Genomic DNA, 13,850 nt, shown 5'->3' with positions numbered 1-13,850 from the left:
GGGAGTCAATAAATGAATGCGATAACGGAACAGCAGAGCCTTGCCCATTGGCCGCTTAGCCCTGAACAGCGCGCGGTACTGACGGCGGCGGAAACTAATGAAGGTGGCACCCAGCAGGCAGCGTCTGCGCAGGTCGATGTCATGGTGCAAGCCAAAGTTATGGTGGCCGATATTCAAGGTGCACTTGATAGCTCACGGCTAGAAAGCGCACTGAGTAATGTTAGGCAGCAGCATGAAGCCCTATCGACGGCTCTGAAGAGCGTAGCGGGGTATCGCGGGCTGCGACACCAGGCGCTTGAAGAACTACCTGCTATTGAGTGGCGGTATGAGGACTTACGCGGCAGATATGAACAGGAACCACTGCTCGACGGTGATCTCAATGACGCTCTCAAAAACTATAGCGAGGCACTCAAGCTTCGGCCCATGGCGGTCGAGAGTGGCGAGCTGCTACGTCCAGCGCTGCTGCGTACTGGTGAAAAAAACTGGGTATTAGTGCTGGCTGTTTCGGCGTTGGTGGCGGATCGCGGCAGCCTGCAGTCGCTGTTCTCGGCGTTGGTGGAGGCTTACGATCAGAGCGGAGGAGCCGATGATGAGTCTGCGCTGCAGTATTCCCAGTTCATCGAGTGGCGCGCTTCTCTCGAAAACGACGATGACGCTGAAGAGGGCCGTGAGTATTGGCAAAGGCACCAGCAGCATGCCGAGCAGGCAGGCGCATGCTGTTTACCTGCAAGGCAAGCGAATCGCTATGGCGTGCGGGTAGAGCATGAATATGTGGCTTGTCGGCTCGAACCAGACCAAGTGGCGCGTATCGATAGCCTTGCAGACGAGCTTCAAGTATCCGCTGAGGCAGTATTGCAGGCAGCTTGGTGGGCGTTACTCGCCAGAATTAGCGGCAATGAGAGKGTGCTAGGTGGCTGGCAACACGACTGCCGTCAGGATTACGAGGTGATGCAAGGGGCGATCGGGCTCTTCGACAAGGTACTGCCGGTACTGGTTGAAGGTGTCGCTGATAGCGATTTCTCTGGCTGTATCGCCCGTTTATCAGAGCAGTTAGAAGCGCATACCCAAGCCCAAGAGTATTGGTCGATTGATGCGCTGCCTGATAAGCGCCACCTCGCAGTGGGGTTCGCATTTTCAGAAGGCGTGAATGAGTTAAATACGGCAGGTTTGCAGTGGCGCTTGCGAGAGTTGCCAGGGCCATCGGCAGAATTTGAACTTGCCTTGCAGATAGGCCGCAGTAAGAGCGGCGTGGTGGCGACGCTCTGCGCCGACCCATCTTGCTATAGCCGAGCGGCGGCTGAGTGTCTGCTGGGGCAGTACCAGGCGCTGCTACAGGCGGGCCTAGCCGACCCCGCGCAAAAACTATTTTTGGTGCCGCTTGTTTCCCCTGAAAAGCAGCGGGCATTGTTGTTGGCCGACGATGAAAAAGTTGATGTTGGGGAACGTAGCGTAGCGGCCCATATCGCTGCCTGGGCGGCTTCGGCGCCTGATGCCATTGCCATTGAAGAGCAGGGCCGCACGCTGAGCTACGCCCAATTAGAAGCCCGCATCAATGGTATCGCGCGGTGGTTGGATAATCAGGGCGTCAAACATGGAGATTATGTAGCGCTCAATTTGCCCCGTTCCACTGATTTGGTCGTGCTGCTACTGGCAGTATGGCGTGTAGGTGCCGCCTACCTGCCGCTTGATCCAGAGTGGCCCGTAGATCGTAAACGGCGGGTGCTTGAGGATGCCCAGCCCGCGCTAGTAGTAAGCGCTGAAAACGCCGAGGCGGAACCCACTTCACTGGCCCTTCCCGGCATCCGCAGTGTGGGGCTGCCAAAAGAAGTGGATGAAGCGGGTAGTGCCTTGTCGTTTCCAGAGCCTGACCTCGGCGAGGTGGCTTACCTTCTCTATACCTCTGGCTCCACCGGCACGCCAAAAGGCGTGGTAATTGAGCATGGTCAACTGCTCAATTACGTCGCCGGTGCCACAAAGGCCATGGGGCTATCGGTATGCCAGCGCTGGGCGTTGACCGGGTCGCTGGCCACCGACCTGGGCAATACGGCGCTGTTCGGCGCCTTGTTCAATGGTGCCCGCCTGGTGATCGCCGCACCTGACGATATGCAGGATGGCGACCACTTCGCGCGCTTTATGTCGGCGGCCGATATCGATGCACTCAAGATAGTGCCGTCCCATCTGGAGGCCCTGCTGGAGTGCGAAGCTCCCCGGTTGCCGAAAACACTGATTTTAGGCGGTGAGGCAACTTCATCTGCCTTACTTTCGAGCATCGCGCGGATCTCCCCCGAGTGCCAGCTATACAACCACTATGGCCCCACAGAAGCCACGGTGGGCGTTATGGTGCACCCGGTATCGCTGGCGCAAGACGTTGAGGGCCCGCTACCGCTAACCCAGTTGCTGCCGAATTGCCGCTTCCGAGTACTTGACGATAACTTGCACGCGACCCCCACTGGTGGCGTAGGTGAGCTGTATCTGGGCGGCGCCCAACTGGCGCGCGGCTATCTCAATAGCGATGCTTCCGCGTTTGTCGAAGATCCCTTTATTCCCGGTGAACGTCTCTATCGCACAGGCGATCTGGCGTGTGTGCTGCCCGAGGGKGGCGTACGCCTTATTGGGCGAGCCGACGATCAGGTCAAGCTGCGTGGTTTCCGGATCGAACCGGCGGAAATCGAAAGCATGTTGCAAGCACAGCCAGGGGTTAAACAGAGCCTGGTTCGCCTGATGGGACGGGGCGGTGATACCCAGGAACTCGTAGCGTTCCTGATCGCTGACGCCGAGGTAACGTCCGTTGAGGGCCAAGCCCAGCTTCGCGAGCAGCTGGCTGTGCTACTGCCTGAGTCCATGCTTCCTTCTCGTTTTATCCCTGTTGAGCATTTCCCGCGCCTAGGTAACGGCAAGGTAGACACCTCCGCGCTGGAAGCCTTGGCCCAAAAAACAGCGGAAAGAAAAACCTTGGTGAAGCCCCGGGATGCCGTGGAAGCCAACCTGTGTCAGGCCATGGCTGAGCTGCTTGGTCGCGATGAGGTAGGCATTGATGACGACTTCTTCGAGCTGGGTGGGCACTCCTTGCTGGTGATCAAGCTGGTGGCACGCATTCGTAAGCAGTTCGGCATCGAGATAGCCCCCGGTGTGGTGTTCGATCATCCCACCGTTGCCGAGCTGAGGGCCGCTCTACGCGAGAGTGAATACGGAATACAGGAAGAGGCACATCCTTCCTTTTCAATCGAATAGCAGCCTCTAGTTAAGGATTCATCAATGAATGGTATGAGTCAGGAATCTCTAGCCGCTAATCAGAGTGGGCGGTATCAAGAGAGTATCGTAGCGAGCACCCAGGTAGGAGAGCACGTTCCCCTCTCTTTCTCTCAGCATCAGTTATGGCTACTGCAGAACATGGAGCCAGGGTTGAGTGCCTACAATCTTCCACGGGTCTTTCACCTAAAGGGGGAAGTAAATCCTGAGGCACTGGAGCGAGCTTTTAAGGCTGTTATTGCACGACATGCCGTACTGCGTACTCATTTCGTCGAACGAAACGGCGAACCGATGCAAGTGGTTACCACCGGTGCAAAGTTCGAACTGCAGTGCGAGGATTTATCAATACTAACGCCGTCAGAGCGAGAAGCTCGGCTGGCTGTATCCATTAATGAAGTTACAAGCCATGTCTTTGACCTTACCGTCTCACCGGCCTTAGTGGCGAGATGGATAAAAGTGGGTGAGCAAGAGCAAGTGCTTGCTGTGTGTATGCACCACATCGTTTCCGATGCTTGGTCGAACCCTATTCTCGCCAAGGATTTGAAAACAGCTTACTGCTTGGCAGTGGCATCCCAGGATGAGGCCTTTCTACCAGAACTGAATATCCAATATACAGACTATGCAGCCTGGCAACGCGAGAGATATGAGCGTGGTGAGTTTGAGAAAAGTTTAGCGTATTGGAATAGTTATCTGGGTGACCAAGTACCAGACATCGAGCTCCCCACTGACTATAAGCGCCCTGGGGTGCAGAAGTTTTCAGGTGCCCGTTCTTCTATAGCTCTGCCTGCTGACCTTGTTGATGCGCTGCGACAACTCTGTCGGAAAGAAAAGTGTACGCCATTCATGATCCTATTAGCGGCATGGCAAGCCCTACTGGCGCGCTACAGCGATCAGATGGAGTTCGCTGTTGGAGTGCCTCATGCTGGTCGGCCGTTCGATGAGCTGCAAGACCTGATGGGCTACTTTGTATCTACTCAAGTGTTTCGCGCCAACTTATCGCCTGCTATGACGCTTCGCGATATCGTCCAGCAGGTTAGGAAAGATGCTCTCGGGTTGATGAATCATGCGGATCTGCCCCTAGAGATACTATTGGAAGCTCGTAGTGAGCAGCGCGATCCGTCACGCAATCCTCTGTTCCAGGTTATGTTTGGCGTACAGATGGATGGTGACGCCGAGCAACTGGAATTTGATGGCGTCATTGCTGAGCCAATGAGGGCAGAAAATGGCACGACTAAATTCGAGCTTTCCCTCAATTGTGTGATTGGAAAGGAAGGCGTTCAATGCGATCTGGAGTATCGTACCGATCTCTTCGAGCAGGGGACTGCTGAAAAGCTGCTCGAGCGCTACCAGCAGGTCTTGACGACACTTTGCGAGAATTACAATAGTCGCCTGGGAGAGCTTGATATTCTCGGCGCCAGTGAGAGACGAGAGTTGGCCGAGTGGGGGGATAACTCTCCGCGCTTCATAGGAATTGGTACGATCCAGCACCTGATTGAGCGGCAGACTACGGAAAATCCAGAGGCCACAGCGCTAGTATTTGAAGATCAGTCGCTTAGCTATAGCGAGCTTAATACTCGCGCCAATCGCCTCGGGCACTATCTAATCGATCTAGGCGTATGTCCCGAAACTCGAGTGGGCATTGCGATGGAGCGCTCCATTGAGATGGTGGTGGGGCTGTTGGGTATTCTCAAGGCGGGGGGCGCCTATGTACCGTTGGATCCGGATTACCCCGCCGAGCGATTGGCCTATATGGTCGAGGACAGCGGCATCGAACTGCTGCTCACCCAGCACCACTTGCGTGAATCATTGCCGGTAACCAATGCTCTGAGAGTTGTTGAGTTGGATCGGCTGGACGTTGCTCATCATGCTTTTACCAATCCAGCTGTGGCGCTGCATAGCGAGCACCTTGCCTATGTGATCTACACCTCGGGCTCTACTGGGCGACCCAAGGGCGCGGCCAATCGCCATCACGCGTTGACTAATCGCTTGCAGTGGATGCAGGAGGCCTATGGTCTAACGGCCAACGATGTGGTGTTACAGAAAACGCCGTTCAGCTTCGACGTCTCGGTGTGGGAGTTCTTCTGGCCGCTGATGCAGGGGGCGCGACTGGTGATGGCGCCACCAGGTGCCCATCGCGAACCGGCACAACTGGTCGAGCTGATCCGTACCCACAAGATCACCACGCTACACTTTGTCCCGTCGATGCTGCAGGCCTTCCTGGCGCATGGCGGKGGTGTGGGTGAGATAGAAGAAGCCTGTACGAGTCTGATGCGCGTGGTATGCAGCGGCGAAGCGCTGCCGGCGGAGTTGCAGAACCAAGTGTTTGCACGACTGCCTCACACGGGACTCTACAACCTCTATGGCCCTACCGAGGCGGCCATCGACGTTACTCACTGGACATGCCAAGACGATGGACTCAACCAAGTCGCTATAGGTCAACCGATCGCCGGTATCCGCACCTACGTACTGGATAGTGATCTCAACATGGTGCCGCCCGCGGTCGCGGGTGAACTCTATCTCGGTGGCGTGGGCTTAGCACGGGGTTACTTGAATCGCGAAGGCTTAACGGCGGAACGATTCGTCGCTGATCCCTTTGTGCAGGGAGAACGCCTCTACCGCGCCGGCGACTTGGTGCGCTGGCGGGAGGACGGTCAGCTCGAATACCTGGGCCGTCTTGATCACCAGGTAAAGATCCGCGGCCTGCGTATCGAACTAGGCGAGATCGAAGCCGAACTATTAGCTCAGCCAGAAGTTCGCGAGTCAGTAGTGGTCGCTCAAGAAGGCCCCGGTGGTTCTAGGTTGGTCGCTTATGTGGTTCCCCAAGTCGATAGTGAACTCGACACTAGCTCACTACGTGAAGCGCTAGGTCAAAAGCTACCAGATTATATGGTGCCGGGCGTTGTGGTCTCGCTTGATGCACTTCCGTTGAATGCCAACGGCAAAGTAGATCGCAAGACGCTACCAGAGCCGGACTTAGCTAGTGGCTCGCAGTATGACGCGCCTCACGGAGATGTAGAAGAAGCGTTGGCGGAAATCTGGTCGGAGATACTTGGCATCGAGCGGGTGGGTCGACACGATAATTTCTTCGAGCTGGGTGGCCATTCATTATTGGCTCTGAAGGTGTTGGAGAAAATGCGGCATCAGGGACTGACGGCGCAGGTACGCACGCTGTTCCAATGCCCAGAACTGGCGGCCTTTGCCCGGGCATTGACGCAGACATCAGAGCAGCAGGAAATCATCATTCCCCCCAACCGCATTCCAAGTGGCTGCTCGGCAATCCAACCCGAGATGCTGMCTTTGATTGAGCTCAATGGCGAAGAGATCAGCGCCATCGAAGCGGCCGTGCCGGGTGGTGCCCGCAATATCCAGGATATCTACCCGCTAGCACCATTGCAGGAAGGTATTCTCTTCCACCACCGTTTGCAGGAAGAGGGTGATGCCTATGTCACCCCGCGTCTGCTGGGGTTCGACAGCCGAGAACGTCTGGAAGCCTTTATTGATGGTTTTAACCAGCTTATTGCCCGTCACGATATTCTACGAACTGCTGTGTTATGGGAGTACCTGCGTGAGCCGGTACAGGTGGTTTACCGGTATGCCGAGTTAGCTCTCGAATGGCTAAACGTGGATGGCGCCTCATCACAAAGCGTTGCCGAACAACTGAATGCCGAGGTGAACCCTGAGCACCACCGCCTCAATGTACGTCGAGCTCCCATGCTGCGAGCAGTAGCAGCTCATTATCCTGAGCAAAAACGCTGGCTGCTGCAGCTACCTAGCCACCACCTGGTCATGGATCACACTACCCTCGAGCTATTGGTGGAAGAAATTTCCCTGATCCAGCAAGGTCGTGAAGATGAGCTGCCCAAACCACTCCCATTCCGCAATTTCGTTGCCCAGACCCGACTAGGGATAAACCAAGAAGAGCATGAGGCCTTCTTCCGTGAGCAGTTGGGCGATGTTGAAGAACCAACCGCGCCCTTCGGGATGCTAGATATTCGAGGAGATGGCGGCGAGATCGAGGAATTTCGCGTTACTTTGGAAACGGCACTGGCCCAGCAGGTGAGGCAACAGGCTCAGCGCTATGGTGTGAGCACGGCTAGCCTGTTCCACCTGGCTTGGGCCTTGGTGCTGAGCAAGACCACTGGGAGGGACGATGTGGTGTTCGGCACCGTGCTGTTCGGGCGCATGCAGGGCATCGAAGGTGCTGAGCGGGCACTGGGGATGTTTATCAATACGCTCCCTGTGCGTATCAAAATGGGCACTCAAGGTGTCGATAGATGCCTGCGTCACACCCACGATACTCTATCTGATCTAATGCACCACGAGCATGCCAGCCTTGGTCTCGCGCAGCGCTGTAGTGATCTATCTGGGGGGGCGCCTCTGTTTACCAGTTTGCTGAACTATCGTTATAGCGCTCCCCAGCAAGCAGGAAGTTCCAGCCATACCTGGGAGGGCATGGAAGTGTTGGGCGGCCAGGAGCGTACCAATTATCCTCTTGGCATGGCGGTAGACGATCTGGGAGAGGGCTTTCAGCTAGTGGGCCAGGTGAGTCGTTCGATTGGTGCCCATCGGCTGTGTGATTACATGCGTTCGGCTGTGGTCGGCATCGTAGAAAGGCTTCGAACGGCACCGCAGCAAGCGATAAGTGAGATCAGCCTGTTAGGAGAAGCAGAGCGGCGGTTGTTAAGKGAATGGGGGGTGAATTCATACCAGTATCTTGCTGCTCAGCCAATCCATCGACTGATTGAGCACAAAGTCGCGTTAACGCCAGAGTCTACTGCATTAATATTTGCAGATCAGTCAGTTGGCTACGCCCAACTCAATACCCGCGCCAACCAGTTGGCCCACTACCTTATCGGCCTAGGCGTAAAACCTGAGACCCGAGTGGGTATCGCCATGGAGCGCTCCATCGAGATGGTGGTGGGGCTACTGGCTATCCTAAAGGCGGGTGGAGCCTATGTGCCGTTAGATCCCGAGTATCCCGCAGAGCGGCTGGCCTTCATCGCCGAAGATAGTGGCATTGAACTATTGCTGACTCAGCACCACTTACGCGCGTCATTGCCGGTAGCTGATGGCCTAAGCGTTGTTGAGTTGGATCGGCTGGATGTTGCTCATCATGCCTTTACCAATCCATTGGTGACGCTGCACGGCGAAAATCTTGCCTATGTGATTTATACCYCGGGATCCACCGGGCGGCCCAAGGGCGCCGCCATCCGCCATAATGCCTTGACCAACTGCATGGTCTGGATGCAGGAGACCTATCAACTCACCGATACCGATGCCGTACTGCACAAGGCGCCGTTCGGGTTCGACGTGTCGGTATGGGAGATTTTCTGGCCGCTGAGTGTTGGGGCACGCTTGGTGATCGCCCAACCAGGCGACCACCGGGATCCAGAACGCATCATTGAGCTGATTCAGCGGCACGGCGTCACCACGCTTAATTTTGTGCCCTCCATGCTCAAGGCCTTCCTGGCCTATCCCGATGTTAAACCCAAGACGCGGCTCAAACATATCATGTGCGGTGGCGAGGCCGTTCCAGCCACGCTACAGCAGGATGTGGCTGAGTGCCTCGACGGTGCCCACCTGCATGATCTCTATGGCCCCACCGAAACTACTATTCATGTCACTCACTGGTGGTGTCGTGATGACGCTCACCGCCAGATTCCCATTGGGCGACCCATTAGCGGTACCCGCACCTACGTCTTGGATGGTGAGCTGAACCTAGTACCACAGGGCGTTGAGGGAGAGCTCTATCTCGGCGGGATAAGCCTTGCCCGTGGATATCTCAATCGCAGTGATCTGACAGCGGAGCGCTTTATCGCCGATCCGTTCATGGAGGGCGAGCGCCTCTACCGCACCGGCGATCTGGTGCGCTGGCGGGAAGATGGCCAGCTCGAGTACCTGGGCCGACTCGATCACCAGGTGAAAATACGCGGCCTGCGTATTGAACTAGGTGAGATCGAAGCTGAACTGCTATCGCAGCCGAAGGTTCGCGAGGCGGTGGTGGTAGCGCAGGAAAGCTCCACTGGTTCGAGACTGGTGGCCTACGTGGTTCCCCAGGCCGACCTTGAACTCGACACCAATTTACTACGTGAGGCGCTAGGGCAACGGTTGCCGGACTACATGGTGCCGGGAGTTGTGGTCACACTGGAGGCGCTGCCGTTGAATGCCAATGGCAAAGTAGACCGTAAAGCATTGCCTGAGCCTGATTTAGACAGTGGCTCGGAGTACGAGCCGCCTCTGGGCGGAGTGGAAGAAGTCTTAGCAGAGATCTGGTCTGAAGTGTTGAGCGTAGAGCGTGTTGGCCGATACGATAACTTCTTCGAGTTAGGCGGACATTCGCTGCTGGCTCTGAAAGTGCTGGAGAAAATGCGGTATCGAGGTCTGAAGGCCCAGGTGCGCACTTTGTTCCAATACCCGGAGTTGGAGGCTTTCGCTCAAGCGCTGATACAAGCGCCACAGCAAGCCGAGGTCGTCATCCCCATCAACCGGATTCCTTATGACTGCCAAACGCTGCAGCCTGAGATGTTGACGCTAATTGAACTCAATATTGAAGAAATCAGCGCGATTGAAGCGCTAGTGCCGAGCGGCGCTGCTAACATCCAGGATATCTACCCACTAGCACCACTACAGGAGGGAATTCTCTTCCACCATCGGCTGCAGGAGAAGGGAGATGCCTATGTGACCCCTCGGCTGTTGGGCTTTGATAGTCAGGAACGGTTGGAACAGTTTATTGCTAGTTTCAATCAGCTCATTGCGCGCCACGATATTCTTCGCACCGCCGTACTCTGGGAGGGACTTCGTGAGCCGGTGCAGGTGGTGTACCAGCATGCTGCCCTGGAGCTTGAGTGGCTGGAAGTGAGTCAAGATTCCTCTCTCAATATTGCCGAACAGCTGAACGTCGAGGTGGATCCCCAATATCACCGCCTGGATGTGCGCCGAGCACCCATGCTAAGAGCGGTTGCTGCATACGATGCCGAGCAAAACCGCTGGCTCTTGCAGTTACCTAGCCACCACTTGGTGATGGATCACACCACCCTTGAGCTATTGGTAGATGAGATCGCTCTGATTCAACAAGGCCGTGAAGACGAGTTGCCTAGACCGATCCCATTCCGCAACTTTGTAGCTCAGGCCCGGTTAGGGGTGAGCCTAGCAGAGCATGAGGCCTTTTTCCGTGCGCGGCTGGGCGATATAGATGAGCCAACAGCGCCTTTCGGATTGCTGGACGTACTCGGCGATGGTGGGGATATTGAAGAAGTGCGCGTTCCTGTGGAAACAGAGCTAGCCCAGCATGTGCGGCGACAGGCGCAGCGGCATGGTGTCAGCACGGCCAGCCTGTTCCACTTAGCCTGGGCGTTGGTTCTGAGCAAAATCACGGGGCATGACGATGTGGTATTCGGTACCGTGCTATTCGGMCGCATGCAAGGCGTGGAAGGAGCCGAACGGGCGTTGGGTATGTTTATCAATACGCTACCGGTGCGTATTAAAATGGGGCCTCAAAGTATCGGTAAGTGTCTTCGCCACACTCATGACGTTCTGTCTGAACTACTTCATCATGAGCATGCCAGCCTGGGACTGGCACAGCGCTGCAGTGGTTTACCTGGAGGGACTCCACTGTTTACCAGTTTGCTAAATTACCGTTATAGCGCCCCTCAACGAGAGGGACGTCCCGCTCATACCTGGGAAGGTATGGAAATGTTAGGTGGTCAAGAGCGTACTAACTACCCGATCACTATGTCGGTGGATGACCTGGGTAATGGCTTCCAACTGGAAGGGCAAGTTAGTCGTGTAATCGGTGCCCAGCGGCTGKGTGATTACATGAGTGCTGCGATGGCCGGGATTGTGAAGAGTCTTCAAACGGCGCCTCAGCAATCAATAAGCGAGATCAGTCTGTTAGGAAAAGACGAACGTCAATTGCTGGGCAAGTGGGGKGAGAATGCTCAACAGTATCTCAACCCTTCTCCAGTCCAACATCTGATTGAGTGTCAAGCTACGGTAACCCCCGAGAGTACAGCTCTTATCTTTGATAATCAGCATCTCAATTACGCTGATCTCAATGCTCGTGCAAACCGCTTGGCTCACTATCTGATTGGGATGGGAGTGCAACCCGAGGTTCGAGTGGGTATCGCCATGGAACGCTCCATTGATATGGTGGTGGGCCTTTTGGCTATTCTCAAGTCGGGGGGCGCCTATGTGCCGCTGGATCCTGAGTACCCCTCGGAGCGGCTGGCCTTCATCGCCGAAGATAGTGGCATTGAACTGTTGCTGACTCAGCACCACTTGCGCGCGTCATTGCCGGTAGCTGATGGACTAAGCGTTGTTGAGTTGGATCGACTAGATGTTGCGCATCATGCTTCTACCAATCCAGCGGTGACGCTGCACGGCGAGCATCTTGCCTATGTGATTTATACCTCAGGATCCACCGGGCGGCCCAAGGGCGCCGCCATCCGCCATGATGCCTTGACCAATTGCATGGTCTGGATGCAGGAGACCTATCAACTCACCAATACCGATGCCGTACTGCACAAGGCGCCGTTTGGGTTCGATGTTTCGGTATGGGAGATTTTCTGGCCGCTGAGTGTCGGGGCACGTTTGGTGATTGCCCAGCCAGGCGACCACCGGGATCCAGAACGCATCATTGAGCTAATTCAGCGGCACGGAGTCACCACGCTCAATTTTGTGCCCTCAATGCTCAAGGCCTTTCTGGCCTATCCCGATGTTAAAACCAAGACGCGGCTCAAGCATATTATGTGCGGTGGCGAGGCCGTTCCAGCGACGCTACAGCAAGATGTGGCTGAGTGTCTTGATGGTGCCCACCTGCATGATCTCTATGGCCCTACTGAAACTACTATTCATGTCACTCACTGGTGGTGTCGTGATGACGCTCACCGCCAGATTCCCATTGGGCGACCCATTAGCGGTACCCGTACCTACGTCTTGGATGGTGATCTTAACATGGCACCGCCAGGAGTCGCTGGAGAGCTCTATCTCGGCGGGGTAAGCCTGGCCCGTGGATATCTCAATCGCAGTGATCTGACAGCGGAGCGCTTTATCGCCGATCCATTCACGGAGGGTGAGCGCCTCTACCGCACCGGCGATCTGGTGCGCTGGCGGGAAGATGGCCAGCTCGAGTACCTGGGCCGCCTTGATCACCAAGTAAAAATTCGAGGATTACGCATTGAGCTAGGTGAGATTGAAGCTGAACTGCTAGCGCAGCCGGAAATTCGAGAAGCAGTAGTGGTTGCCCAAGAAGGCAACGGTAGTTCGAGTCTGGTGGCTTATGTAGTATTCCAAGCCGGTACTGAGCTAGACACAAGTGCATTACGCGAGCGACTGGGAAAACAGTTGCCGGATTATATGGTGCCGGGATACGTGGTCATGCTTGATGCACTACCGCTGAATGCAAATGGTAAAGTGGAGCGCAATGCCCTACCAAAAACTTATTTAGAAGAAACCCGTGAATACATTTCACCTTCAACTACAGAAGCTTGGCAGCTGGCTGAAATTTGGCAGGAGGTCTTGGGGGTCAAACGAGTCGGCGAAACCGACAACTTCTTTGAACTGGGTGGAGACTCCCTGTTAAGTCTAAAGGTATTAAGCCGTGTGCGGGCTCTTAAGTCTGCTAAGCTCGATTTCAAACTTCGCGACCTGATGCAGAAGCCGACCATTGCTGGCTTGTTAGGGCTGGGAGAGTCCTCGGATGCTTCGCTAGATGGTGTGGTTAAGCTCAATGGCGAAAGCCAGGGGCAGTCACCATTATTCTGTTTGCATGCAGGTATGGGCACCCTTTACGACTATCAACCGTTGGCACGGCGTCTACAGGGAGTATGCACGGTATATGGGCTACCGTGCCGAATGCTAACCGACCCTCAACATTGTGATACGTCGTTGGAAGCGATGGCTGATGATTATGCATCAACTATCCGGGGCTTGCAGTCTCAGGGCCCCTATCGATTATTGGGCTGGTCTTTAGGTGGTACCTTGGCCGCAATGATTGCGGCACGGCTTGAAAAGCAAGGCCAGGAGGTGAGCCTGTTGGCGCTGGTGGATCCCTATATCCCCGGTAGCGGCCAGAAGAGCGCTGATGATTGGCAGAAGGATTTTGTTAACTTTGCATCAGTAATATTGCCAGGTGTATCGCTTGAAACGCTCGACGGTAATGAGGCGTGCGTGAAGGAACCTAGTGAGGAGGAGTTTGCCATTAATCTGGAAAGGTTGATTGCATCATACGATGCATCTGGCCGTGAGGGTTACGCTGCATTGGGTAGCGAGGAATTAGCCCGGATATTTTGTGTAGCGCGGCACTTGAAGTTTCTTTCATTAAAAACTAGTACTTTGCCAAAACTACGCTGTACAGCAGACTGCTGGTGGGCAGATGGACGACCGAAGGAGCAGCGACAAGCTCTAGAGTATCAGTTGGGCCAGCTATTGAGGCGCACAATCAACACTTTTGATGATCATTACTCAATCGTCATTGGTAAAACATTACTTTCGCAATTAGTGGAGTTATTACAGGAAAGAGAAGCTTCACGTTATATGCCTATTGCTAATAAAGGCCTAGCCTAAGTAGCTGTTATACCATGCAACTCTCTTCCCAGCTTCAT

2 protein-coding genes are annotated in these 13,850 nt (G+C 55.2%); both read left to right on the top strand.

Annotated features, from left to right (window positions below):
* Window positions 1-12: 12 nt before the first annotated feature.
* A complete protein-coding gene (locus HALO_RS18265; protein WP_050713810.1) occupies window positions 13-3,231 on the top strand; it encodes a non-ribosomal peptide synthetase in 3,219 nt (1,072 codons plus the stop codon).
* 24 nt (window positions 3,232-3,255) lie between these two features.
* On the top strand, window positions 3,256-13,812 hold the full coding sequence (locus HALO_RS18260; protein ID WP_050713809.1) for a non-ribosomal peptide synthetase: 10,557 nt from the start codon (window positions 3,256-3,258) through the stop codon (window positions 13,810-13,812).
* Window positions 13,813-13,850 lie beyond the last annotated feature (38 nt).

The organism is Halomonas sp. R57-5 (genome assembly GCF_900070345.1).
Classification (GTDB): Bacteria; Pseudomonadota; Gammaproteobacteria; order Pseudomonadales; family Halomonadaceae; genus Vreelandella; species Vreelandella ventosae_B.
Note: the sequence above shows the minus strand (reverse complement) of the source record. Positions and strands in the feature narration are given on the sequence as shown.